The organism is Pseudomonas sp. NPDC086566, from assembly GCF_050280885.1.
GTDB classification, from domain to species: domain Bacteria; phylum Pseudomonadota; class Gammaproteobacteria; order Pseudomonadales; family Pseudomonadaceae; genus Aquipseudomonas; species Aquipseudomonas vlassakiae.
This window is the reverse complement of the sequence record NZ_JBNNWD010000002.1, coordinates 478100-501936: the sequence shown is the minus strand read 5'-3', so window position 1 is coordinate 501936 and position 23837 is coordinate 478100. Positions and strand designations below refer to the sequence as shown.

Annotated in this window: 21 protein-coding genes; 10 read left to right on the top strand and 11 right to left on the bottom strand. The window is 62.1% G+C overall.

Going from position 1 to position 23837, the window contains the following annotated elements:
* Positions 1–13 precede the first annotated feature (13 nt).
* Positions 14–1306: a glycine-betaine demethylase subunit GbcA gene (gene gbcA / locus ACQKPS_RS06520; protein ID WP_283725057.1), complete on the top strand. Its 1293-nt coding sequence runs from the start codon at positions 14–16 to the stop codon at positions 1304–1306.
* Positions 1307–1358: 52 nt separating this feature from the next.
* Here gbcA and ACQKPS_RS06515 read toward each other — a convergent pair whose 3' ends face one another.
* The 7 genes from ACQKPS_RS06515 to ACQKPS_RS06485 form a co-directional block, all read right to left on the bottom strand.
* Positions 1359–2171, bottom strand: a complete 813-nt coding sequence (locus ACQKPS_RS06515; RefSeq protein ID WP_427603245.1) for an RHS repeat-associated core domain-containing protein — start codon at positions 2169–2171, stop codon at positions 1359–1361.
* Between the two features lie 569 nt (positions 2172–2740).
* On the bottom strand, positions 2741–3511 hold the full coding sequence (locus ACQKPS_RS06510; protein ID WP_254481791.1) for an electron transfer flavoprotein subunit beta: 771 nt from the start codon (positions 3509–3511) through the stop codon (positions 2741–2743).
* Positions 3512–3521: 10 nt separating this feature from the next.
* On the bottom strand, positions 3522–4754 hold the full coding sequence (locus ACQKPS_RS06505; RefSeq protein WP_427603243.1) for an electron transfer flavoprotein subunit alpha/FixB family protein: 1233 nt from the start codon (positions 4752–4754) through the stop codon (positions 3522–3524).
* On the bottom strand, positions 4754–6706 hold the full coding sequence (dgcB, locus tag ACQKPS_RS06500; RefSeq protein ID WP_254481799.1) for a dimethylglycine demethylation protein DgcB: 1953 nt from the start codon (positions 6704–6706) through the stop codon (positions 4754–4756). Before dgcB ends, ACQKPS_RS06505 begins: the two co-directional genes overlap by 1 nt.
* A gap of 181 nt (positions 6707–6887) precedes the next feature.
* Positions 6888–8948: a dimethylglycine demethylation protein DgcA gene (dgcA, locus tag ACQKPS_RS06495; protein ID WP_427603241.1), complete on the bottom strand. Its 2061-nt coding sequence runs from the start codon at positions 8946–8948 to the stop codon at positions 6888–6890.
* 15 nt (positions 8949–8963) lie between these two features.
* Positions 8964–9494 (bottom strand): DUF5943 domain-containing protein, encoded by a 531-nt coding sequence (locus ACQKPS_RS06490; RefSeq protein ID WP_054886693.1) that lies wholly within the window; start codon positions 9492–9494, stop codon positions 8964–8966.
* Positions 9495–9570: 76 nt separating this feature from the next.
* The gene (locus ACQKPS_RS06485) at positions 9571–10548 is read right to left on the bottom strand and encodes a dipeptidase (RefSeq protein ID WP_016392223.1); all 978 of its coding nucleotides are present in this window, start codon (positions 10546–10548) and stop codon (positions 9571–9573) included.
* A 284-nt stretch (positions 10549–10832) separates the two neighbouring features.
* Here ACQKPS_RS06485 and ACQKPS_RS06480 point away from each other — a divergent pair, with 284 nt between their 5' ends.
* The 3 genes from ACQKPS_RS06480 to ACQKPS_RS06470 all read left to right on the top strand — a co-directional run bounded on the left by ACQKPS_RS06480 (position 10833) and on the right by ACQKPS_RS06470 (position 12682).
* A complete protein-coding gene (locus ACQKPS_RS06480) occupies positions 10833–11234 on the top strand; it encodes a lysozyme inhibitor LprI family protein (protein WP_254481803.1) in 402 nt (133 codons plus the stop codon).
* A 115-nt stretch (positions 11235–11349) separates the two neighbouring features.
* On the top strand, positions 11350–12066 hold the full coding sequence (locus ACQKPS_RS06475) for a hypothetical protein (protein ID WP_427603238.1): 717 nt from the start codon (positions 11350–11352) through the stop codon (positions 12064–12066).
* Between the two features lie 64 nt (positions 12067–12130).
* Positions 12131–12682, top strand: a complete 552-nt coding sequence (locus tag ACQKPS_RS06470) for a hypothetical protein (protein ID WP_254481809.1) — start codon at positions 12131–12133, stop codon at positions 12680–12682.
* Here the strand turns inward: ACQKPS_RS06470 and ACQKPS_RS06465 are convergent.
* Positions 12673–13635 carry a GlxA family transcriptional regulator gene (locus ACQKPS_RS06465; RefSeq protein ID WP_427603236.1) on the bottom strand — a complete coding sequence of 321 codons (963 nt, stop codon included), beginning with the start codon at positions 13633–13635 and terminating at the stop codon, positions 12673–12675. The genes ACQKPS_RS06470 and ACQKPS_RS06465 overlap by 10 nt on opposite strands.
* Positions 13636–13781: 146 nt before the next feature.
* Between ACQKPS_RS06465 and choX the strand changes: the two genes are divergently transcribed.
* From choX to ACQKPS_RS06445, 4 genes are all read left to right on the top strand, one after another.
* Positions 13782–14726, top strand: coding sequence for a choline ABC transporter substrate-binding protein (gene choX, locus ACQKPS_RS06460; RefSeq protein WP_283725061.1), 945 nt, complete (start codon positions 13782–13784; stop codon positions 14724–14726).
* A 121-nt stretch (positions 14727–14847) separates the two neighbouring features.
* Entirely contained in the window at positions 14848–15732 is an 885-nt protein-coding gene (locus ACQKPS_RS06455) for a 3-keto-5-aminohexanoate cleavage protein (RefSeq protein WP_427603233.1), read from the top strand.
* 19 nt (positions 15733–15751) lie between these two features.
* Positions 15752–16717: an L-carnitine dehydrogenase gene (locus ACQKPS_RS06450; RefSeq protein WP_254481814.1), complete on the top strand. Its 966-nt coding sequence runs from the start codon at positions 15752–15754 to the stop codon at positions 16715–16717.
* A gap of 10 nt (positions 16718–16727) precedes the next feature.
* Positions 16728–17195: a thioesterase family protein gene (locus ACQKPS_RS06445; RefSeq protein ID WP_427603231.1), complete on the top strand. Its 468-nt coding sequence runs from the start codon at positions 16728–16730 to the stop codon at positions 17193–17195.
* 35 nt (positions 17196–17230) lie between these two features.
* Here ACQKPS_RS06445 and ACQKPS_RS06440 read toward each other — a convergent pair whose 3' ends face one another.
* Positions 17231–18565, bottom strand: coding sequence for a hypothetical protein (locus ACQKPS_RS06440; protein WP_427603229.1), 1335 nt, complete (start codon positions 18563–18565; stop codon positions 17231–17233).
* 526 nt (positions 18566–19091) lie between these two features.
* Here ACQKPS_RS06440 and ACQKPS_RS06435 point away from each other — a divergent pair.
* Complete coding sequence (locus ACQKPS_RS06435; protein WP_003255717.1) at positions 19092–19349, top strand: hypothetical protein; 258 nt, start codon at positions 19092–19094, stop codon at positions 19347–19349.
* Positions 19350–19407: 58 nt separating this feature from the next.
* Here the strand turns inward: ACQKPS_RS06435 and ACQKPS_RS06430 are convergent, their stop codons facing one another.
* Both ACQKPS_RS06430 and ACQKPS_RS06425 read right to left on the bottom strand, forming a co-directional pair.
* Positions 19408–20514, bottom strand: a complete 1107-nt coding sequence (locus ACQKPS_RS06430; RefSeq protein ID WP_054886700.1) for a GlxA family transcriptional regulator — start codon at positions 20512–20514, stop codon at positions 19408–19410.
* Positions 20515–20995: 481 nt separating this feature from the next.
* Positions 20996–22372, bottom strand: a complete 1377-nt coding sequence (locus ACQKPS_RS06425; RefSeq protein WP_427603227.1) for an L-serine ammonia-lyase — start codon at positions 22370–22372, stop codon at positions 20996–20998.
* Between the two features lie 442 nt (positions 22373–22814).
* Here ACQKPS_RS06425 and ACQKPS_RS06420 point away from each other — a divergent pair, with 442 nt between their 5' ends.
* Positions 22815–23762 carry a choline ABC transporter substrate-binding protein gene (locus ACQKPS_RS06420; protein ID WP_254481828.1) on the top strand — a complete coding sequence of 316 codons (948 nt, stop codon included), beginning with the start codon at positions 22815–22817 and terminating at the stop codon, positions 23760–23762.
* Positions 23763–23837 lie beyond the last annotated feature (75 nt).

The window sequence follows — 23837 nt, the reverse complement described above, 5'->3', positions numbered from 1 at the left end:
CGAGGAATACACGATGGACGTCACCGCAACCCTGAGCCTGGGCGATCCACTGGAACCTGCACGCAAGGCCACCGCCGAGATGCTGCAGACCCGCGAGCGCACCTACTCGCTGCCCCAGCCGTTCTACACCGACGAGCGTCTGTTCCAGATCGACATGCAGGAGATCTTCCAGAAGGAATGGCTGATCGCCGGCATGACCTGCGAGATCCCGGCCAAGGGCAACTACATCACGCTGCAGATCGGCAAGAACCCGATCCTCGTGGTACGGGGTGCCGAAGGCAAGGTGCACGCCTTCCATAACGTCTGCCGCCACCGCGGTTCGCGTTTGTGTGTGAGCGACAAAGGCAAGGTCGCCAAGCTGGTCTGTCACTACCACCAGTGGACCTATGAGCTGGACGGTCGCCTGCTGTTCGCGGGCACCGAAATGGGCGCCGACTTCGACATGAAGCAATACGGCCTCAAGCCTGTGAACGTGAAAGTCGCGGGCGGCTACATCTTCATCAGCCTGGCGGAAAACCCGCCTGCCATCGACGAGTTCCTGGCCACCCTGGACCACTACATGGAACCGTACGACATGGAGAACACCAAGGTGGCGGTGCAGACCACCTTGATGGAAAAGGCCAACTGGAAGCTGGTGCTGGAAAACAACCGCGAGTGCTACCACTGCTCCGGTTCCCACCCGGAGCTGCTGCAGACCCTGCTGGAATGGGACGACACCAACGACCCACGTGCCGACCAGGCCTTCAAGGACCATGTAGCGGCCTCCGCCGCCGCCTGGGAAGCCGAAAAGATCCCGTACCTGCACAAGAGCCATGGCCTGCGTAACCGCATCGTGCGCATGCCGCTGCTCAAGGGCACCGTGTCGATGACCATGGACGGCAAGCAGGCCTGCCAGAAGCTGATGGGCCGCATCAAGAACCCGGACCTGGGCTCGATGCGCATCCTGCATCTGCCGCACTCGTGGAACCACTGCATGGGCGACCACATGATCGTGTTCACCGTGTGGCCGATCAGCGCCCAGGAAACCATGGTCACCACCAAGTGGCTGGTGCACAAGGATGCCGTAGAGGGTGTGGATTACGACCCTGAGCACATGCGCAAGGTATGGGATGCCACCAACGACCAGGACCGTCGTCTGGCTGAAGAGAACCAGCGCGGGATCAACTCCACCGCGTACCAGCCAGGGCCGTACTCGAAGACTTACGAGTTTGGCGTGGTCAACTTCATCGACTGGTACAGCCAGCGGGTGTTGAACAACCTGGGAGCGGAGCCGGCGCCGTATCTGAAGGAGGTACAGGCGCAGTAAAAGGTAATCCCCGCCAAGGCACCCAAGTGCTGCGGCGGGGATCTCCAGCAGCTTATAGCCGTGTGTCGTCGATATCGGCCTCAACGTCAACTGGCCTGCGAAGCCCCCTTATCCTGCGGACAAGCCCCCTTATGGCACCTGATACGGCGGAACCCGCTGCCCTGGTGACATGCCGCACCCCTTGCCACGCATAGCTTAAGCCGTATGCATCCAGCAAGGCACCGCCGATTAGTGGCGCTCGGGGCATGCCTCGCACGCCCGCACGACGCCACTCATGCCTGGCATTCATGGGGAGGGCTGCGTAACCCAGGAACCCTGCCCCTGCGCGCCCCAGGTCAGCCCTGTCGAGTGCCGGCTGAATGTTCAGCACAGCCTCAGGATTGAAGGTACTGCCAATTAGCGGTCCACGCAGAACCGCCGAAGTCGTGTAAGCGTAAGCATCAGCGACGTTAGCAAACGCAGCTACGCGAGGATGGAGTTGAGGCAGGGGTGGTTCGACAACGCCAGCCGGAAGCGGAACGTTGTTTATCCTGGCTCTCATTCGCGAAACTACCATGTTGCCGATACCTGCTACCGCACTTGTGCCAAAAGCCACCTGCGTTAACAACCGGATCCAGAACCGCCCCGACTCATCAGTTCGATTAACAGGGTCACCTCCACAGTATGCATAAGCATTGATGCCTCCATGAGCAAAGGGGCTAAGGCTGTCAGGGCTGAGAAATCGCATTAAAGTAGGGCTGTAATGGCGATAACCATTCCCCAACGAGTAATTCCCTGACAGCGGATCACGGCGCTGGCCGCAAAAAGCCAAGGTTGTTGGAGGAAGAGCCCCCGCAACGCCGTAAGGTGAGTAGTTTCGTACCATGGTTATCCACAACTCCGCCTATGGACTCGATTACCCTAGCGGCATGGAACATGGTTGGGTACTGACAAAAATATCAGGTACACGCTGGTCATAATTTGATCGGACCATGCAAAGCCGCAGATTTGTTCGGCTGCAGCGAATTTCCTACACCTTGTCCACAGAGACACCAACAGGGTTTGTGAGTAACAGGCCAATGCTCGGCAATTTGCTTGTGGATAAACTACTCAAGGCCTTGATTTCTATTGAGGAGGATGGATTCAGGCTGGATTGAACATTTTTTGAACTATTTCGTGGAGGGCCTTGATTTACAAGGCTCTCAGCCTCTATCAAACAGATTATCCACAGACCGGCTAACAGCTATTGTGGGTAAATCTGAGGCAGGCAGGTAGCCGTAGCGTCAGCTTTGAACAGGTGTAATTGAACATTTTTTGACCAAGTCGACGCAAGCCTTGCCAGCTCTGGCCTGCAGCCATACGCCAACACTTTATCCACATCTTGGCGAACAGATTAAGTGGGCAAATGGAGCGGCCTGGCGTCGCAGAAGCGGGCCGCCCCAGGGAACTTCAGATTCAGCGCAACACTCCCTCTTCCACCAGCAGCTTGAGAATGGCTTCGGCGCCTTCCTGTGGAGATACATCCTTCAGCACCTTGCCGCCGCCACCGCTGGCCTTGGCGGTAGCTGCCTTCATCCGGTCCGCGCCGCTCTTGGCCTTGATCACCTTCAGCCGCTTGGGCCGTGGCCGTGCCGGTTGCAGCTCGGCGTCAGCCAGCAGTTCATCCTCGACGATCGCCACATTGCGCGCCGCCAGCACACCGCGACGCGCCGGCCCGAAGGCACTCTGGCGCGGCTTCGGTGCAGCGTTATCCACAGTCGCCAGCAATGGCAGCCGCACCTTCAGCCGGCGCCGCTGACCGCGTGGCAACGCTTGCAGCACCTGAGCGGTGCCGTTCTCTATCGACTCCACTTCGGCCAACCCCACCACCAACGGCCAGCCGAGCTTCTCGGCCAGCAGGAACGGCAGCATGCCCGACCCTTCACCGGTCTCGGCCTGGCTGCCGGTCAGCACCAACTGGGCGCCAGCATCGCGCAGGTAATCACCCAGCACCCCCAGCACATCGGCGCCGGCCGGCTGCTCCAGCACATCCAGATGGTCCAGGCCCATGCCCAGGTAGGCACGCAGCGCCTCCTCCCGCGGGTCGCCGGCATGTACCACCTGTAAGTTATCCCCAGCCAGCTGCAAGCCCAGCTCCACCGCGCGGGCATCCTGCTCGGCGCGACGGGCGCGGCCGGAGCTAGGGTGGGCACCGATGGAAACCAGGCTGATCACTTTCGTACTCATGCTCGTGCCCTTATGCCGCGTCGCGCTGGCCGCCGCTGCGGTAGTTGTCCACAGCCTCGATCAGTGCCTGAAGAATCGCCGAACTGTCGCCAATCACCGACAGGTCGGCCCGTTTGATCATGTCGCAGCCCGGGTCCATGTTGATCGCCACCACCTTGTCGCAGGCGCCAATGCCCTGCAGGTGCTGGATCGCGCCCGAGATACCCACAGCCACGTACACCCGTGCAGTGACCCAGGTACCGGTGGCGCCCACCTGGCGGTTGCGCGGCATGAAGCCGTCGTCCACCGCCACCCGCGAGGCGCCTTCGGTGGCGCCAAGGGCCGCAGTGGCCTTGTGGTACAGGTCCCAGTCCTTGACGCCATTGCCGCCCGAGACGATGAACTCGGCTTCGGCCATGGCGATGGTCGCCGGGTCGACGGCCACCGAGCCCAGGTCCTCGATGCGCGACAGGCTGCGTACCACACTTGTGGACAACTCCACCGGCAGCGCTTCGTGACGGGTTTCGCTGACCGGCTCGGCACACTCTGCCGCGGCCAGGATCAACCGCGGCACAGCGCGTTGCAGGTCTTGCTGGCCGGCACCGGCACGGCCGATGCACTGGCCGTCCTTGACCTGCCAGACCCGCGTCGCCGGGCGCTCGCCAAGGGACGCGCCAAGGCGCCGGCCCAGTTCGCCGCCACCGGTTCGGCTGTCGGGCAGCAGCCAGTGGCGCGGGGCGAACTGGTTATCCACAGCGCGCAGGCCCTGCACCAGTTGCTCCGGTGCATAACCTTCGAATTCCTCGCCTTCGAGCACCAGCAGGCGGTCGACACCGGCTGTGGAAAAGTTGCTTTCCTTGTGCTCGCCAAACACCACCGCCAGCACTGCGCCGTCGCTGCCGGCCAGGCCATGGGCCAGGCCCAGCAGGTCGCGGTCGTGGCTGCTCAGGCGGCCGCCGACCATGTCTGGCACCACGGCGATGTAGAACGCTGGCGCCGGCACCTGGTGCAGCGGCAGCTGTACTTCGGCTGCCGCCGTGCGCCGCCCGCCGACACCGGTGCCCTGCTGGGCGCCGCTGCGGTCGATGCGCTTGAGGCCAGCCGGGCCGATGAAACCTGCGGCAAGCGCATGGGGGTTCTTGCGGATCAGGCCGTTGGGCCCCATCCAGCGAGTCTGTTGCGTCTGCAGCGCCGCGTGCAGCGGATGCAGACGGTTACGGGCGATCCACTCGGCGCGAGGGTCGCGGCGGATAATGTCGCTCATCAGTGCACCTCCGCAGGTTCGCGTTTAACCGTTGGCGACTTTGGGGCCGCGGGAGTTTCCTCTTCGATCAGCACATCCGCCACCAGCTCGGCGAGGTCCTTGATCTGTGGGCGCGGTTCGACCACACCTTCAAGCATCGCGGTGCATTGCGGGCAGCCCACGGCCACCAGCTCGGCCTGGGTCTCTCGAATGTCGTCCATGCGCATGTCCGGAATCCGCTGCTTGCCAGGGATGTCGGTGATCGGCGCACCGCCGCCACCGCCGCAGCAACGGGACCGGAAGCCCGAACGCTCCATTTCGCGCACTTCGATACCCAGCGCCTTGAGCACTTCACGCGGGGCTTCGTACTCACCGTTGTAGCGGCCCAGGTAGCACGGGTCGTGGTAGGTGACGCTGCCACCTTTGTGTTTGCCGAGGTTCAACTTCCTGGCCGCGATCAGTTCGGCGATGTAGGTGCTGTGGTGCAGCACCTGGTAATCACCGCCCAGTGCGCCGTACTCGTTCTTCAGCACATGGAAGCTGTGCGGGTCGCAGGTGACGATGCGCTGGAACCGGTACTTGGCCAGGGTCTGGATGTTGCGCCTGGCCAATTGCTGGAAGGTCGCCTCATCGCCCAGGCGGCGCGCCACGTCGCCGCTGTCGCGCTCTTCCAGGCCGAGCACGGCGAAGTCCACGCCGGACGCCTTGAGCACCTTGACGAACGAACGCAGGGTGCGCTGGTTGCGCATGTCGAAGGCACCGTCACCGACCCAGAACAGCACGTCGGTGGCCTTCACCTCCGAGAGCAGCTGCAGGTTCAGGTCGGCCGCCCAGTTCATCCGCCCGCCAGGAGCAAAGCCGCCCGGGTTGTCGGTGGCGATCAGGTTGTCCAGTACCTCGGCGCCCTTGTTCGGGGTCGCGCCCTTTTCCAGGGTCAGGTGGCGGCGCATGTCGACGATGGCATCGACGTGCTCGATCATCATCGGGCATTCCTCGACGCAGGCGCGGCAGGTGGTGCACGACCACAGCGTCTCGGCGTCGACCAGGCCGTTGACGATTGGCTGGTGCGGGTTGCCGCCGTGCTCGCCGATCGGCTTGCCGGGGTACGGGCTGCCGGCAAAGTTGGCATCGCTGCCACCGGCCAGGCCGATGACCATGTCCTGAATGAGCTTTTTCGGGTTCAGCGGCTGGCCGGCGGCGAACGCCGGGCACATGGCTTCACATTTGCCGCACTGCACGCAGGCATCGAAGCCGAGCAGCTGGTTCCAGGTGAAGTCCACCGGCTTTTCCACGCCCAGCGGCGCATTCGGGTCTTCCAGGTCGAGCGGCTTGAGGCCGGTGGAGCGGCCACCGCCGAAGCGTTCGGCGCGGCGGTGCCAGGCCAGGTGCAGGGCACCGGCGAAGGCGTGTTTCATCGGGCCGCCCCAGGTCATGCCGAAGAACAGCTCCGACACGCCCCACAGCACACCCAGGCCGAGGATGCCGACCATCACCCAGCCACCGGTGTTGGCCGGCAGGATGCCGGCGACCGGCAAGGTGGCGATGAAGAAGCTGGCAGCGAACACCAGCAGGCTCTTCGGCAGGCGCATCCACGGGCCCTTGGACAGGCGCGAAGGCGGATTCAGGCGGCGTTTGAAGACGAAGATGGCGCCACTGAACATGATCACCGTGGCCACCAGCAGTGCGTAGCCGAGGATTTTGCTCTGCAGGCCGAAGCCATGCACCAGGATCGCCAGCGCAGCCGACAGCACGAAGCCGCCGGCAGTGGCCACGTGGGTCCTGGACATGTACTTGTCGCGCTCGACCACGTGGTGCAAGTCGACCAGGTAGCGCCGCGGCATGGCCAGCAGGCCGCCGATCAGGTTGACCTTGGACGGCCGGCCACGCCGCCACATGCGCACCCGGCGCAGGGCGCCGAGCACTGCCAGGCCAAGGGCAGCGAACAGCAGGATGGGTAGAAGGGTGTTCAACATGGGAGGCTCCCACAACAGCTGGATTCTTGCGCCACCTTCAAAGACAGCGCGGACCCCTGTAGGAGCGAGCATCGCTCGCGATAGCGTCCGATCAGACAACCCGGTTGCCAAAGCTGACGCCATCGCGAGCTCTGCTCGCTCCTACAGGGGGGCCAGTCCCGCCTCTAGAGAGGCGGTGCGATCAGAAGTCCTTGCACAGGCGCAAGGCGTCGTAGATCGCCGCATGCACGTTGCGCTGGGCCACGCAGTCACCGATGCGGTACAGCAGGTAGCCCTCGCCCGGCTGGCTGAGGATCGGCTGTGGCTTGATGGCGAACAGCGCCTCCACGTCGATCTGGCCCTTGTTGCGCGAACCATCCTTCAACGCGTAGTACAGCTGCTCGTCAGGACGCACGCCGTTTTCCACTACTACCTGGTCGACGACACGTTCTTCCTTGGCGCCGGTGTATTCGTTCTCCAGCACCGCCACCAGCTTGTCGCCTTCGCGGTAGACCTTTTCCAGCATCATGTCGCCGGTCATGATCACTTCTTTCGGGTACATGCTGCGGTAGTAGGTCGGGAAGGTCGTACCACCCATGGCCACGCCCGGCTTGATGTCGTCGGTGACGATCTCCACCTGGCTGCCCTTGTCGGCGATGAAGTCGGCCACCGACATGCCGGTGAATTCGCAGATGGTGTCGTACACCAGCACGTTCTTGCCCGGCGCAACCTTGCCGTCGAGCACGTCCCAGCTGCTGACCACCAGCCCTTCGGCAGCGCCCCAGTGTTCGTTCTGCTCAAGGAACGAATGGCCGCCGACCGCGAGCACGATGATATCCGGGCGCAGGTCCTGGATGGTCGCCACGTCAGCGGCGGTACCCAGGCGCAGGTCGACCTTCAGGCGCGCCAGCTCCAGCTGGTACCAGCGGGTGATACCGGCAATCTGGTCACGCTGCGGCGCCTTGGCGGCGATGGTGATCTGCCCGCCGATCTGTTCTTTCTTCTCGAACAGGGTCACGTCGTGGCCGCGTTCGGCCGCCACCCGGGCCGCTTCCATGCCGGCGGGGCCTGCGCCAACCACCACCACCTTGCGCCTGACGCCAGTGGTCTTCTCGATGATGTGCGGCACGCCCATGTATTCACGGGAGGTCGCGGCGTTCTGGATGCACAGCACGTCCAGGCCCTGGTACTGGCGGTCGATGCAGTAGTTGGCACCGACGCACTGCTTGATCTGGTCGATCTGGCCCATCTTGATCTTGGCGATCAGGTGCGGGTCGGCGATGTGCGCGCGGGTCATGCCGACCATGTCGACGTAGCCGCCTTCCAGGATACGCGTGGCCTGGTTCGGGTCCTTGATGTTCTGCGCGTGCAGCACAGGGACCTTGACCACTTCCTTGATGCCGGCCGCCAGGTGCAGGAACGGCTCCGGCGGGTAGCTCATGTTGGGGATGACGTTGGCCAGGGTGTTGTGGGTATCGCAACCCGAACCGACCACGCCGATGAAGTCGATCATGCCGGTGGCATCGTAGTAGGCGGCGATCTGCTTCATGTCCTCGTGGCTGAGGCCATCGGGGTGGAACTCGTCACCGCAGATACGCATGCCCACGCAGAAGTCGTCGCCGACTTCGGCACGCACCGCCTTGAGCACTTCCAGGCCGAACTTCATGCGGCCTTCGAAGGTACCGCCCCATTCGTCGGTACGCTTGTTGACCCGCGGGCTCCAGAACTGGTCGATCATGTGCTGGTGCACGGCCGACAGTTCCACGCCATCCAGGCCGCCCTCTTTGGCACGCCGCGCAGCCTGCGCATAGTTGCCGATCACGCGCCAGATCTCTTCCACCTCGATGGTCTTGCAGGTGGCGCGGTGCACGGGTTCACGGATGCCCGACGGCGACATCAGGGTTGGCCAGTTGAAGCCGTCCCAACGCGAGCGACGGCCCATGTGGGTAATCTGGATCATGATCTTGGCGCCATGTTTGTGCATGGCGTCAGCGAGGTTCTGGAAGTGCGGGATGATGCGGTCGGTCGACAGGTTGACCGACGACCACCATTCCTGCGGGCTGTCGATGGCCACCACGGATGAGCCGCCGCAGATCGCCAGGCCGATGCCGCCCTTGGCCTTCTCTTCGTAATACTTCACGTAGCGGTCGGTGGTCATGCCGCCGTCAGTGGCGTAGACCTCGGCGTGCGCGGTGCTGAGTACGCGGTTGCGGATGGTCAGTTTGCCGATCTGGATCGGCTGGAACATTGCTTCGAATGCCATGACGCTCTCTCCGGCTTACAACGGCTTGACGACGAACAGGCCATCTTCGTGGCCTTCTTCCGAACCGCCGTAGACCTGCTCGGCCACGGTACGGATCGAGCTGCCGCGGGCAGCGAGAATCTGGTCCATGGCGCCGGCGAACCAGCCGGTGAACATGTAGTCGACCTTGCGGCCGCACTTGCCATAGACGTAAACGAATGCGGAATGCTTGAGCTTGACGCTGCAGGTGCCTTTATCCAGGTCGATGTCCTGAATCTCGAACAGGCCCCAGCCACGCTGGCTCAGGCGCTTCATGTAGTGTTCGAACACCGCCACGCCTTCCAGGCCATGGCATTCGGCCTCTTTCTCGCACCAGTGCCAGGCGGACTTGTAGCCGGCCTTGTAGAGGATCTCGGCGTAGGCGTCGGCGCCCAGCACTTCCTCGATGCCCATGTGGTTGTTGACGAAGAAATGGCGCGGCACATACAGCATCGGCAGGGCGTCGCTGGTCCAGACACCGGTCTCGCTGTCGACTTCAATTGGCAATTGCGGGGCGATCTTGGCCATGGAAACTCAACTCCATAAAATTTTTATGTGGGTGCCCCGGCGTTGCTGGCAGGGGCTATCAGGCTTGGAGAGCGGCTTACTCGCCCCAGACGTCCTTGAGGACGTTGACCCAGTTCTCGCCCATGATCTTGCGTACCACGCGTTCGGAATGGCCGCGCTTGAGCAAGGTCTCGGTGAGGTTGGGGAATTCGCCGACAGTGCGAATGCCCAGCGGGTTGATGATCTTGCCGAAGTTGGTCAGGCGACGGGCGTAGCCCTTGTCGTGGGTCAGGTACTCGAAGAAGTCCTGGCCGTGGCCCTGGGTGAAGTCGGTACCGATACCGATGGCGTCTTCACCGACGATGTTCATGGTGTACTCGATGGCTTCGGCGTAGTCGTCGATGGTCGAGTCGATGCCCTTGGCCAGGAACGGCGCGAACATGGTCACACCGACGAAGCCGCCGTGGTCGGCGATGAACTTCAGCTCGGCGTCCGACTTGTTGCGCGGGTGTTCCTTCAGGCCCGAAGGCAGGCAGTGGGAATAGCAGACCGGCTTCTTCGATTCGAGGATCACTTCCTCGGAGGTCTTGGACCCGACGTGGGACAGGTCGCACATGATGCCGACGCGGTTCATCTCGGCGACAATCTCGCGGCCGAAGCCCGACAGGCCGCCATCACGCTCGTAGCAACCGGTGCCGACCAGGTTCTGGGTGTTGTAGCACATCTGCACGATGCCCACGCCCAGCTGCTTGAACACGTCGACGTAGGCGATCTGGTCTTCGAACGCATGGGCGTTCTGGAAGCCGAAGAGGATGCCAGTCTTGCCCAGCTCCTTGGCCTTGCGGATGTCGGCGGTGGTGCGCACCGGCATCACCAGGTCGCTGTTGTCGCGGATCAGCTTCTGGCTGGCGGCGATGTTGTCGACAGTCGCCTTGAAGCCTTCCCAGACCGACACCGTGCAGTTGGCCGCAGTCAGCCCGCCCTTGCGCATGTCCTCGAACAGCTCGCGGTTCCATTTGGCAATGATCAGGCCGTCGATGACGATGCTGTCGGCGTGAAGTTCGGCTGGGCTCATCAGGCTGTCCCCTTTGTGATATTGGGCCGCGCCAAATCTTCTGTCGGCGCTTTGGGGCCAGCATATGCCTGTGCCCTGCGACGCCCCGGTGCAAAAACGACAGGGGGTTTGCCGAAAGCGTCAATGCGCGACATCGCGCCCTCTGGCACGCCGTCTGGCGATGAGAGACGGTCTCGATAACGACATGTGGCGCGATTTCATGAACATTTCGTCAGGGAGCTATCGTCTTCTCGGCGGCTGAGCGAGAATCCAGCCGATTCGTCAGCCTGTTAAGGAGAAAACGGATGAAATCAATGGCATGGCTGGTACTGCTGGCGGTCGTCTCGGGCGCCCACGCCGGCGAGGAAGAAAGCACCCCGTGCGACAACGTCGAAAGCGACCAGCAAACTTTCGCTTGCGCGGCATTCAACAAGCAGACCGCCGAGCGCGAACTCAAAGCGGCGTATGACGACCTGATCCAGCGCATTCGCGACCAGTATGCCGACGAAGGGGACAAGGCCACGGCCCTGGTCGGGCGCATGGACGCCGCCGAGAAACTGTGGGCGCAGCTGCGCGATGCCGACTGCAAGGTCGAGACCTATGCCGAGAAGCCCGGCAGCAAGGCGTTCCAGGCGGCCTGGGATACCTGCGTGGCGCAGCGCAGCGATGATCGCTCGGAGTATCTGCAGTCCATTGGCCAGCAGTAGAAATCTCCGCTGAGCGGGAAGTGCTTTCAGCTTATCTACGTGGCTGATCCGAACCACAGTGCATCCCGGGCGCCTCACTCGAGGCGCAGGTATGTACTGAATCGGAGTCCAAGATATGACCACCCCCCTCAGCAAGACCGATATGGACAGCGCCATCGCGGCCCTGAAGAAAGAAGGCGAAGAGCGCGCCGTCATGGTTGCCAACACCGTCTGCATCTTTGCCCCGGATGTGCCCGCCAGCGTTGCCGAAGACGTACTGGATGGCATGCGCCTGATGAACCTGTCGGCAAACAAGAAGTTCGACAAAGAGACCCAGCAGCGCGAGTGGTACAACTACTACAACGACGGCCTGGGCAAGTTCGGCTGGACACTGACCGGCGCGGCCCATGTCGAAGAAGCCCTCGACAAGGACACCCACACGCTGGCCACCCTGGCACCCGAAATCATCACCATCCAGATCGGCCGCAGCCATCGCCTGAGCCGCTGTATCAAACGCTCTTTCGAAGTGATCGTGAAGACGCCAAAGGCGCAGCAACTGCTTGAAGAGAGCAGCGTGAGCGTTTCGGGCAAATCCAGCACCGTCCAGATCTCCGCCTGCGAAATGTCGCCGCAAGGGCTGCCGATCATGCACATGACCAGCGTTCAGCTGAGCTACGACAAAGCCGAAAAGGCGGCAGGTTCCGCTGGCCGCATCATCGACAAGTCGAACACGCGCGTCTATCGGGCCTCGCAACAAGGCTCGTTCAGCGTTCGCCACTTCGAAGCCATGCGCGAAGCCGTAAGGCTGAAGCTGGCCAGCCAGGCGTTCGACATCCTGGCACTCGACATCTGACCTGAACGTGGCGCCCATGTGGCGCCACGCTTCCCTTCTTGCGCATAGATTGAGGGCCTGCAATATGCCCGCTAAACCTGCCGCCCAGCGCTACGAAGACCTCCATGCCTGCTTGCGTCTGGCGCAGCTGGAGGCCAACCGCGCTCACGACCGCCAGCAAGATGGCCAGCGCTGGTTCAGTCAATTTCTGCTGACCCTCGAAGATTGCGGGGCCACACTGTTCGAACGGACGACAAAAAGCATCCCTTACATTCCCACGGCCACGGTGTTTGAAGACGTCTTCGCTGGCTGGATTGCGTCACCTCAACAGCCAAACCTCAAGTTCAAACGGGTTGCCAGCGACATCCTTCAAGGCTTGAAACAGCCCGACCTCGCCCTGCTGCGCACTACATCGGCCAGCTCGCACATGAACATCGCGTTCGACGTGGATGCCGATGGCGAGCCCGCGGCGATCGTGTTCCACCTGTGGTGTGCGACCGACCCCGATGCCCCTCGCACGCGCCTGGCCCTGCACCTGAACCACTTGGGTGTAAAACTCGATACCCCGGCATTCCAGACGCGGCGAGCCCGTATCGAGAGCCGACTGCAAGCGTTATCCGACCTTGATCAGTTCTGATCAGGCGCCTGTGGCTTGAGTGCCTGACGTTCTTCGCGCGGGCAGCGGCCAAAGCGTCGCTTGTAACGGCGAGTGAAGTACGACGGCAACTCGAAACCACACGCCACGCTGACCTGCGTGATGCTCATCTGCGTCTGGCACAGCAACTGACGCGCCTTGTCCAGGCGCAAGCCGATATAAAAACCACTTGGCGTGTCGCTCAGGTACAAACGAAACAGACGCTCCAGTTGACGCCTGGTGATCATGGCTCTGGCTGCCAGCTCCAACGTGCTCAACGGCGGCTCGGTGTGCTTTTCCATTTCGCCGATCACCTGCACCAGCTTGCGGTTGCTGATGCCATAGCGCGAGGCAATCTGCATCCGCTGGTGATCCTGACGGGGCCGGATGCGACCGAGTACGAATTGCTCTGAAACCTGAACCGCCAACTCACTGCCATGGGCCTGCGCGATCAGGTCCAGCATCAGGTCGATCGAGGCGGTGCCACCCGCGCAGGTGATCCGCCGCCGGTCGATTTCGAACAGTTCCTGGGTCGCCTGCAGGTTCGGGTAGTTTTCCTTGAACGCCTCCAGGGCTTCCCAATGAACGGTGGCGCGGTGGCCATCGAGCAGGCCCGCTTCTGCCAGCACCATCGCCCCGGTGTCGATGCCACCCAGCAGCACCTTTTCATGGTCAAGGCGGCGTAGCACCTGCTGCAATGCCGGCCCATAGCACGCCAGCGGGTCGAACCCGGCCACGATCAGCAGAATGCCGCATGGTTCTCCCTCCCCCAGCGCCGCATCAGCGTTCACCGACATGCCATTGCTGGCTAGCACCGGGCCGCCATCCAGGCTGAGTACGCGCCAGCGATATGACGGGCCCTTGAAACGGTTGGCCACGCGAAGAGGCTCGATGGCACTGATGAACCCCATCGCCGAGAACCCCGGCAACAGCAGGAAATGGATGATCTGCGGCATTGCATGCTCCACGGCTGAAGGTGGTCGCCTCCGTGCAATTGTTGGTCGCCAGGGTGCGATTTTCCACCCAGACAGCAGCGTAGCGTGTTCATACGGCCCAGAGAGGTCGAAACCTATAAAAAATACTCTGCCGATGGAGAGCCACCATGCATCGCTTGATCCGCCGCAGTCTGTTGTCCCTTGCCCTGAGCAGCATCGCCGCCACCCCGCTTTACGCCGCCGAGCCCGCGGCCTGCAAGAACGTGCGCCTTGGCGTGGTCAACTGGACCGACGTCATCGCCACCAGCGCCATGGCCCAGGTGCTGCTCGACGGCCTGGGTTACCAGACCAAGCAGACCAGCGCCTCGCAGCAGATCATCTTCGCCGGTATTCGCGACAAGCGCCTGGACATGTTCCTGGGTTACTGGAACCCGATCATGACCCAGACCATCACCCCGTTCGTCGACGCCAACCAGGTCAAGGTCCTCGAAAAACCCAGCCTGGAAGACGCCCGCGCCACCCTCGCCGTGCCGAAGTACCTGTATGACAAAGGCCTGAAAACCTTCGCCGACATCCACAAGTTCGAGAAGGAGCTAGGCGGCAAGATCTACGGCATAGAACCCGGCTCCGGTGCCAACACCCAGATCAAGGCCATGATCAGCAAGAACCAGTTCGACCTGGGCAAGTTCCAGCTGGTCGAGTCCAGCGAAGCTGGCATGCTCGCCGCCGTCGACCGCGCCGTACGGCGCAAGGAAGCAGTAGTGTTCTTCGGCTGGGCGCCACACCCGATGAACGTGAACATCGACATGGCCTACCTGGGCGACAGCCAGGACGCCCTGGGCCCGGACGAAGGCCGTGCCACGGTGTGGACAGTGACCGCGCCGGACTACGCCGAACGCTGCCCCAACGCCCACCGCCTGCTGGCAAACCTGAACTTCAGCGCCGAGGACGAGAGCCGCATGATGCAGCCGCTGCTCGATCACAAGGACGCCCTGGAGTCGGCACGCCAGTGGCTCAAGGACCACCCCGAGGACAAGGCCCGCTGGCTTGAAGGGGTGACCACCTTCGATGGCAAGCCAGCGGCGGACAACCTCAAGCTCACCGCCAACTGATCCGGCCGCTTCGCGGGCTCGCCCGCTCCCACAGGTTTTCCTGCAACCGGGGCTCACCGCGAGCCCTGAGGGAGCGGTCTTGCCCGCGAAACGGCAAACACCGACATCACAAGGAACCGCCATGAACCACGACGTCATCATCACCTGCGCCCTCACCGGCGCTGGAGACACGGTCGCAAAGAGCCACCTGGTCCCCGTCACCCCCAAACAGATCGCCGAATCCGCCGTAGAGGCCGCCAAGGCCGGCGCCACTGTGGTCCACTGCCACGTCCGCGACCCGCAGACCGGCCGCTTCAGCCGCGACGTGGCGCTGTACCGCGAAGTCATGGAGCGCATCCGCGAGGCCGACGTCGACATCATCGTCAACCTCACCGCCGGCATGGGCGGCGATCTGGAAATCGGCCCGGGCGAATCGCCCATGGAGTTCGGCCCCGGCACCGACCTGATCGGCCCACTGGAGCGCCTGGCCCACGTCGAAGCGCTGCTGCCGGAGATCTGTACCCTCGACTGCGGCACCCTCAACTTCGGCGACGGCAACGCCATCTACGTATCTACTCCCGCGCAGCTACGCGCCGGGGCCAAGCGCATCACCGAACTGGGGGTGAAGGCCGAGCTGGAGATCTTCGACACCGGCCACCTGTGGTTCGCCAAGCAGATGATGAAAGAAGGCTTGCTCGAAGACCCGCTGTTCCAGCTGTGCCTGGGCATCCCATGGGGCGCGCCGGCCGACACCACCACCATGAAGGCCATGGTCGACAACCTGCCAGCCAACGCCACCTGGGCCGGATTCGGCATCGGCCGCATGCAGATGCCGATGGCGGCGCAAGCCGTGTTGCTTGGCGGCAACGTGCGGGTGGGCCTGGAAGACAACCTGTACCTGGACCGTGGCGTGCTGGCCAGCAACGGCCAGCTGGTGGAACGCGCCGCCGAGATCATCACCCGCATGGGTGGCCGCGTGCTCAGCCCGGCGGAAGGCCGGGAAAAAATGAACCTCAAGCGCCGCTGATCCCCTTCAGGAGACCGATATGCTTTTCATCACCGAAATCAAGACCTTCGCCGCCCTGGGTAGCGGCGTGATCGGCAGCGGCTGGGTCGCCCGCGCCCTGGCCCACGGCCTGGACGTGGTCGCCTGGGACCCGGCCCCCGGCGCCGAGCAGGCCCTGCGCAAGCGTATCGCCAACGCCTGGCCGGCACTGGAGAAACAAGGCCTGGCGCCAGGTGCATCGCAGGACCGGCTGACATTCGTGGCGACCATCGAGGAATGTGTACGCGACGCTGATTTCATCCAGGAAAGCGCGCCCGAGCGCCTGGAGCTCAAGCTCGACCTGCACGCGAAGATCAGTGCTGCCGCCAAGCCCGATGCAATCATCGGTTCCAGCACCTCGGGCCTGCTGCCCAGCGAGTTCTACGAGTCGTCCACTAACCCTCAGCGTTGTGTGGTGGGTCACCCGTTCAACCCGGTGTATCTGCTGCCGCTGGTGGAGATCGTCGGCGGCAACCGCACAGCACCCGAAGCCATCGAGGCCGCGAAAACCATCTACACCGCCCTCGGCATGCGCCCGCTGCATGTGCGCAAGGAGGTCCCCGGCTTCATTGCCGACCGCCTGCTCGAAGCGCTGTGGCGCGAGGCCCTGCACCTGGTCAACGACGGTGTGGCCAGCACCGGTGAGATCGACGACGCGATCCGCTTCGGCGCCGGCCTGCGCTGGTCATTCATGGGCACCTTCCTCACCTACACGCTGGCCGGTGGGGATGCCGGCATGCGCCACTTCATGGCCCAGTTCGGCCCGGCGCTGAAGCTGCCCTGGACCTACCTGCCGGCACCGGAGCTGACCGACAAGCTGATCGACGATGTGGTCGAAGGCACTTCGGAACAATTGGGCGAGCGCAGCATCGCCGCGCTGGAGCGCTATCGTGATGACACGCTGCTGGCCGTACTGGAAGCGGTGAAAACCAGCAAAGCCAGCCACGGCATGGCCTTCGGCGACTGAGGAACAGACGATGCCCGCACTGATCACCTACCGCACCCCGGTCCAGGAGGACTGGGTCGACTACAACGGGCACCTGCGCGATGCCTTCTACCTGCTGATTTTCAGCTACGCCACCGATGCGCTGATGGAGCGCATCGGCCTGGACGAAGGCAGCCGCGGGCAAAGTGGTAACTCGCTGTTCACCCTGGAAGCCCATATCAACTACCTGCACGAGGTGAAGCTGGGTACCGAGGTCTGGGTGCAGACGCAGATCATCGGCTTCGATCGCAAACGCCTGCATGTCTACCACAGCCTGCACCGGGCCGGGTTCGACCAGGTGCTGTCCGCGAGCGAGCAGATGCTGTTGCATGTGGACCTGGCCGGGCCGAAGTCGGCGCCGTTCGGTGAGCGAAGTGTGGCGTTGCTGAACGAGTTGGCAAACAGTCAGCATGATCTGGCGCCGCCGCAGTACATCGGTAACGTTATCCACCTTCCCTGACGAAGCAGTAGCGTCGGCTGACCATCACCCGCTAGTCATAGAAAGTTGAGGGCAATGATCGACGAGGTAACAGCTCGATCAAGACCGTCAATGAAAACGATATTGGGTTTTGACCGGTATTCTTTGGAATACCGGTCAAGCGCGCTCGGCAGCGCTGCGTTGGCCTGCTTGGCCATGTCAAGAATGCTGGGCGTCGTCAGGCCTGGCGTAAGGGTCCAGGACAGCAGAAACAGATAGTTTTTACCTAGCCCAGCGTATGCCTGCCACTTCTTCAACTGATCACGCGTCATGGTACTCAGCGTAGAGGTATTGGCGTATTCGTCGTACACCGCCAGTTGCCCACCCCGGGTCCCATCCATAAAACGGTAACGTCCCGACATCGGGGAATAATGCTCACTGTAATCGAACACCATGATCGCCTTGCCGCGTACATCTTGCAGTTTCATATGCGCCAGGTTGGTCACCGAAGCACTTTGGAAGCGCTTGCTGAAACGTCCGATCTGCTCATCAAGCAAACGCTTGGTCGTGACTTGCTTGCCGAAATCGCCACGAATATGTGAAAACTTTAGAATGACTGTTTCACTGGGATACGCACTCAGGAAGCTGTTCACATCGGCCAATACACTATCAATATATTGGCCGCTGCATCCCCTCGCACCGTCCCGATGGTAAGTGACCAGTCTATCCTTGTCATAGTCAACGCGGAGCTCCAGATAACGCGCACCGTGATTCAACTGACCACGAACCGTATACTCGTGATTTCTCGACAATGCCTGCCCCAATCCATTCGGATTGCAGTTTCGCGTCTCGCCCATGCCAGCATTGTGGCTACCTGGCAGCACGATCTGGTTCAACGTTTTTGCTGAGTCGATGCGTTTCATCCAACTTTCCGACTCCGCCAATCGGTAATTGCTGAACTCGTAGTGGTTGACCGGATTACCGCTCCCACCACGCTTTACATCCACATAAACCTTCAGGTTGGTTGCAACATCCAACCCCTCGACGCGGACTTTTCCGCCGCCGATGTGGGTACAGTGCCGACCACCGAACCACCAATTGTTGCTCGACGCCGCACGCCCCTGTCCAATGTAGAGATCATCGAGCCTGACGCTGGCTACCCGACTGCCGAGGTTACCACCTGTCAGCTTGACGACCATGTCGACGTTGAAGGCAAAATTCAGTTTTCCTGGTGTATGGTTGAACGTGCACTGGCTCGCCGCAACTCTGCTTTTCCACCATGAAGCAACGGCCCCAGATCCTTTACGCCCGACTCTGAAACGCAACCTGCCGTTTTCGCCAAAGGTTTTAACCTGCCCTATAAAGTTGTAGCGTTTTGGGTCTTGCCCGCCCGTGATGGACAGCCCGGTCACCCGGCAAGTACCACCTATAATTTTGTACTCTCGCCGAAACGACGTATGGTCTATGTATGGCGAAATAATCGTTACATCATTATCCCTGTAAATCACAATTTACCCTCTATTTATCTGGTAGTTCGCCGGCAGCAACCGGCACCAGAAAATAGAAACACAGCACACCCAATAAATATGCAACGCCCATATGTATGCACGCCCTATACAACGCGTGACACTTTTCACCCGGCCGGAGATGGGTTAGGAATAAATTCCCATCGCCCAATAAAAAAACCCCGGAAAGCCGTGAGCATCCGGGGCCAAGAGCGAGCAACATCCACTGTGCATGAGTGAGGGTGACCAAACCTCGTGAGCCGTGAATGAGTGCAGTCTGCTGGCTTCCCGGCCCCTGCAATTAGCCGGAAGCGACCTGTTCTTAGCCAAACCAGCCATTGCGACATTCTGCCCTTGCGGGCCTGTCGCAGCGGACACAGAATCGGTCGTAAATCACAGCAGCACTCTCTTCGCGATAAAAGGGACAACAGCCATGATGCATGCGGATTTGATAGACCAGGACGACCTGGCAGGCCACCTGCGCGCACGCGGGTTCGACATTCCGGCCGGGGCCAGTGCCGAGCAGGCCTGTGAAGCGGTGGTGCGCGGGCTGACCGAGCCCAATGCGCGGGCGCTGAAAGGGATGGTGGAGCAAATGTATACCGGTAGCGCGACCATTCTGCCGGCGGTGCGCCAAGCCATCGACAAGCAGCTGTTGCCGGCGTTGGCGCAGTTCAACAAACGCGCCTGAGCGATTATTCCTGCACTGGCCCCTTCGCGGGTTTACCCGCGAAGGGGCCAGTGCCGTTTCAGAGCCTTACGCTGGCAAAGGTCGACTCGTTGCGCGCCTGGCTCAGGGCTGCCATCGGTCCGCTGTGCGGCGACAGGGTCATGGCTTGCGGGATCGGCATCATCGCCACCTGCTGCGCGGTGTTGGAACCTACACGCTCATCACGCGGCGGGATGCCGAAGTACTCGCGGTAACACTTGGAGAAGTGCGGGGTAGAAACGAAGCCGCACACCGAGGCCACTTCGATGATCGACATCGGTGTCTGCTTGAGCAACTGCCGGGCGCGGATCAGGCGCAGCTTGAGGTAGTAGCGCGACGGCGAGCAATGCAGGTACTTCTGGAACAGCCGTTCGAGCTGACGGCGCGACACCGACACGTACACGGCCAGTTCATCCAGGTCGATCGGCTCTTCGAGGTTGGCCTCCATCAGCGCAACGATCTCCTGCAACTTCGGCTGATTGGTGCCAAGCATGTGCTTGAGCGGCACACGCTGGTGGTCCTGCTCGTTGCGGATGCGCTCGTAGACGAACATTTCCGAGATCGCTGCCGACAGCTCACGGCCGTGATCGCGGCTGATCAGGTGCAGCATCATGTCCAGCGGCGCGGTGCCGCCGGAGCTGGTGAAGCGGTTGCGGTCGAGGGTGAACAGGCGGGTGCTCATGTTGACCCGCGGGAAGGCCTCCTGCATGGCCGCCAGGCATTCCCAATGCACACTGCAATCGAAGCCATCGAGCAGGCCGGCACAGGCCAGCGCCCAGCTACCGGTGCACACCGCACCGAGGCGGCGCGACTGGCGAGCCTGGGCCTGCAGCCAGGTGACATGCTCACGGGTGACCGTACGCTGGATGCCAACGCCGCCGCAGACGATCACGGTGTCGATCGGCGGTGCGCTGTGCATGGCGGCATCGGGAGTGATCTGCAGGCCATCACTGGCCCATACCTGGCCGCCATCGACGGTCAGCGTGTGCCAGCGGTACAGCTCGCGGCCGGAAAGCTGGTTGGCCATGCGCAGCGGCTCCACGGCCGATGCCAGGGAAATCAGGGTGAAATTGTCCAGAAGGAGAAACCCGATGGACTGGGGGGCTGTGCGGTTCTGGGTTGGGTTCCCGGAGGTGTACGACGTCATCGCGATTTCTCCTCACACAAATGCAGGGTGTGCCTCAGGCGGGCACTGATTTTCTTGTTATGGCCCCAGCTTCACGTGCAGGGGCTTGCTGCCAATCTCAACGCAAGGGTCGTGCCTGAAATTGAACGACCATCCGAAAAAACCTGAAAACGACGCCTTCATTCGGCAAATCAGGGATTTCGATCGAGTTGGCAATTCTTCGCAAAGCGCCGTGCTAGCGCCTTGCGTGTAACGACTGAGCAATTTGGTGACACGCGCAGCCTTGGTTGCCCAGAAACGACACTCTTGAGTGTCACCGACAATGCCCGCACTGATAGCGACAGCCGACGATTGGTCAGCCTGGGCCATGCACTTAAACAGGGCGCGGTGCACTTAAAACACTCAAGGGCCCCATCGCGGATGAATCCGCTCCTACAAGATCATGCATATCCTGCAGGAGCGGATTCATCCGCGATGAGGCCCTTGAGGCTGGCTCAAAAACTCAACACTCGATGGCGCTGACCGCCAGGCCACCGCGAGAGGTCTCTTTATACTTGTCGTGCATGTCGGCGCCGGTGTCGCGCATGGTGCGGATCACCTGGTCGAGAGAGATGAAGTGCTCGCCATCGCCGCGCAACGCCATCTGCACGGCATTGATCGCCTTGACTGCGGCAATCGCGTTGCGCTCGATGCAAGGCACCTGCACCAGGCCGCCGACCGGGTCGCAGGTCAGGCCAAGGTTGTGCTCCAGAGCGATTTCGGCAGCGTTCTCCACCTGTGCCGGGGTCGCCCCCAGCACTTCGGCAAGGCCGGCAGCAGCCATGGCACAGGCCGAGCCGACCTCGCCCTGGCAGCCAACTTCTGCACCGGAAATCGACGCGTTCTTCTTGCACAGGATGCCCACGGCGGCGGCGCCGAGGAAAAAGTCGACCACGCTCGATTCGTCTACCGCATCACTGAAGCGCATGTAGTAATGCAGCACCGCCGGGATGATGCCCGCCGCGCCGTTGGTAGGCGCAGTGACCATGCGCCCGCCAGCGGCGTTTTCTTCGTTGACGGCCAGGGCGAACAGGTTGACCCACTCCATGGCGCTCATGGTCGAGCCGATCACGTTGGGCTTGCCGATTTCCTGCAGACTGCGGTGCAACTTCGCGGCGCGCCTGCGCACGTTCAGTCCGCCGGGCAGCGTGCCTTCGTATTTCAGGCCGTTGTTGACGCATTCCTGCATGGCTTCCCAGAGCTTGTGCAGGCCGGCGCGGATTTCTTCTTCGCTGCGCCAGACCTTCTCGTTGGCCATCATCAATTGCGACACGCTGAGGTCGTTTTGCTTGCACAGGCGCAGCAGCTCGGCGGCGCTGTTGAAATCGTAGGGCAGCACGGTCTGGTCGGCGTCCAGCACACCGCTGGCGGCCTGGGCGGCGTCGACCACGAAGCCGCCACCGACCGAGTAATAGGTGTCGCGATGCAGTTCGCCCTGGGCACCTTCGGCGATCAGGGTCATGGCGTTGGGGTGGTACGGCAGGTTCTCGTCCAGCAGCAGCATGTCGCGGGCCCAGACGAACTCGATGGGCAGGCGGTTATCCAGCTTCAGGATGTTGGTTTCGCGCAGGTCGGCGATCCGCGGGACGATCTGGGTCGGGTCGATGGCGTCCGGCCATTCGCCCATCAGGCCCATGATGGTGGCGTTGTCGGTGCCATGGCCGATGCCAGTGGCCGACAGCGAACCGTACAGCCGCACTTCGATCCTTCGCACCTGCTCCAGCTCACCGCGTTCCCGCAGGCCCTGGACGAACAAGGCACCTGCACGCATGGGGCCGACGGTGTGGGAGCTGGAAGGCCCGACACCGATCTTGAACAGGTCGAACACGCTGATGGCCATTGTCGAATCACCTCTTGCTGGGCTTGTCTCTGCGCGCCATGCGCAGGGCGGGGCAACTGCTAGGCTGAAGCTGCGAGCCGCCACGAATGCACGCATCATCGGGCTTTTGCCTACCCCCTCGCCGTCTGCAACCGACGTAATTTTGTCCAGCAGCGCCGTAGCCTTTTCGGCCACCTTGTCGCCGCTTTCAAGCGACCGGGTGACGCAAAAATGCGGCTACAGGGGTGGAAAAACTCATAAACGACATCGCCCGTACTGGATGCGACCCGTTCCGTACTGGTTACGACGCCACCAGTAGGCGATTGCCCGGCGCTGGAGGATTATCGAAAGCGACTCGTAAAGCACGGCCACGCATCCTGCCCTCTGCAGGCCTGGTCGACCGGACCCTGAGAAAGCCCGGCGACCCACGCGAACCCGAAGACAAAATCACAGGAGTCCATCCATGAAAGGTTCACCCTCGCTGTTGCTGGTTGCGATGCTGTCCGCGCCTCTGCTGGCCCAGGCCGCCGAGCCCGAGCAGTGCCAGACGGTACGCTTCTCCGATGTCGGCTGGACTGACATCACCGTCACCACTGCGACCACCAGCGTTGTGCTCGAAGCACTGGGTTACAAGACCCACACCACCATGATCTCGGTACCGGTGACCTACAAGTCGCTGGCCACCGGCAAGGACCTGGACGTGTTTCTCGGCAACTGGATGCCGACCATGGAGAACGACATCAAGCAGTACCGCGATGCCGGCACTGTAGAAACCGTGCGCGCCAACCTGGAAAACGCCAAGTACACCTTGGCCGTGCCCCAGGCACTGTATGACAAGGGGCTGAAGGACTTCAGCGACATTCCCAAGTTCAAGAAGGAGCTGGACGGCAAGATCTACGGCATCGAGCCGGGCAACGATGGCAACCGCACCATCCAGAGCATGATCGACAAGAACGCCTTCGGCCTGAAGGACGCCGGTTTCAAGATCGTGCAGTCGAGCGAGGCCGGCATGCTGTCGCAGGTCGATCGCGCACAGAAGCGTGGTGAGGCGGTGGTGTTCCTGGGCTGGGAACCGCACCCCATGAACACCCGCTTCAAGATGCAGTACCTCACCGGCGGTGACGAGTTCTTCGGCCCCGAATTCGGCAAGGCCACCGTGCTGACCAATACCCGCAAGGGCTATGTGCAGGAATGCAGCAACGTCGGCCAATTGCTGAAGAACCTGTCGTTCGAGCTCAAGGATGAAAGCACCATGATGGGCTACGTCCTGGACGACAAGATGAAGCCCGAAGCGGCCGCCAAGAAGTGGCTCAAGGACAACCCCGGCAAGCTGGACACCTGGCTGGCGGGCGTCACCACCGTGGACGGCAAGCCCGGCCTTGAGGCGGCCAAGGCCAAGCTCACGCAATAACGCACCATGTCGTAGCGCTACCTCGGGGCGGGACCGTGCCCGCCCCGGACTGTTTTCAATCTTCGCAGGTGGAAG

Excerpts from the sequence above, each read along its gene's own strand:
- gbcA (WP_283725057.1), top strand. The coding sequence starts at position 14 with ATGGACGTCACCGCAACCCTGAGCCTGGGCGATCCACTGGAACCTGCA.
- ACQKPS_RS06515 (WP_427603245.1), bottom strand. The coding sequence starts at position 2,171 with ATGGTACGAAACTACTCACCTTACGGCGTTGCGGGGGCTCTTCCTCCA.
- ACQKPS_RS06510 (WP_254481791.1), bottom strand. The coding sequence starts at position 3,511 with ATGAGTACGAAAGTGATCAGCCTGGTTTCCATCGGTGCCCACCCTAGC.
- ACQKPS_RS06505 (WP_427603243.1), bottom strand. The coding sequence starts at position 4,754 with ATGAGCGACATTATCCGCCGCGACCCTCGCGCCGAGTGGATCGCCCGT.
- dgcB (WP_254481799.1), bottom strand. The coding sequence starts at position 6,706 with ATGTTGAACACCCTTCTACCCATCCTGCTGTTCGCTGCCCTTGGCCTG.
- dgcA (WP_427603241.1), bottom strand. The coding sequence starts at position 8,948 with ATGGCATTCGAAGCAATGTTCCAGCCGATCCAGATCGGCAAACTGACC.
- ACQKPS_RS06490 (WP_054886693.1), bottom strand. The coding sequence starts at position 9,494 with ATGGCCAAGATCGCCCCGCAATTGCCAATTGAAGTCGACAGCGAGACC.
- ACQKPS_RS06485 (WP_016392223.1), bottom strand. The coding sequence starts at position 10,548 with ATGAGCCCAGCCGAACTTCACGCCGACAGCATCGTCATCGACGGCCTG.
- ACQKPS_RS06480 (WP_254481803.1), top strand. The coding sequence starts at position 10,833 with ATGAAATCAATGGCATGGCTGGTACTGCTGGCGGTCGTCTCGGGCGCC.
- ACQKPS_RS06475 (WP_427603238.1), top strand. The coding sequence starts at position 11,350 with ATGACCACCCCCCTCAGCAAGACCGATATGGACAGCGCCATCGCGGCC.
- ACQKPS_RS06470 (WP_254481809.1), top strand. The coding sequence starts at position 12,131 with ATGCCCGCTAAACCTGCCGCCCAGCGCTACGAAGACCTCCATGCCTGC.
- ACQKPS_RS06465 (WP_427603236.1), bottom strand. The coding sequence starts at position 13,635 with ATGCCGCAGATCATCCATTTCCTGCTGTTGCCGGGGTTCTCGGCGATG.
- choX (WP_283725061.1), top strand. The coding sequence starts at position 13,782 with ATGCATCGCTTGATCCGCCGCAGTCTGTTGTCCCTTGCCCTGAGCAGC.
- ACQKPS_RS06455 (WP_427603233.1), top strand. The coding sequence starts at position 14,848 with ATGAACCACGACGTCATCATCACCTGCGCCCTCACCGGCGCTGGAGAC.
- ACQKPS_RS06450 (WP_254481814.1), top strand. The coding sequence starts at position 15,752 with ATGCTTTTCATCACCGAAATCAAGACCTTCGCCGCCCTGGGTAGCGGC.
- ACQKPS_RS06445 (WP_427603231.1), top strand. The coding sequence starts at position 16,728 with ATGCCCGCACTGATCACCTACCGCACCCCGGTCCAGGAGGACTGGGTC.
- ACQKPS_RS06435 (WP_003255717.1), top strand. The coding sequence starts at position 19,092 with ATGATGCATGCGGATTTGATAGACCAGGACGACCTGGCAGGCCACCTG.
- ACQKPS_RS06430 (WP_054886700.1), bottom strand. The coding sequence starts at position 20,514 with ATGACGTCGTACACCTCCGGGAACCCAACCCAGAACCGCACAGCCCCC.
- ACQKPS_RS06425 (WP_427603227.1), bottom strand. The coding sequence starts at position 22,372 with ATGGCCATCAGCGTGTTCGACCTGTTCAAGATCGGTGTCGGGCCTTCC.
- ACQKPS_RS06420 (WP_254481828.1), top strand. The coding sequence starts at position 22,815 with ATGAAAGGTTCACCCTCGCTGTTGCTGGTTGCGATGCTGTCCGCGCCT.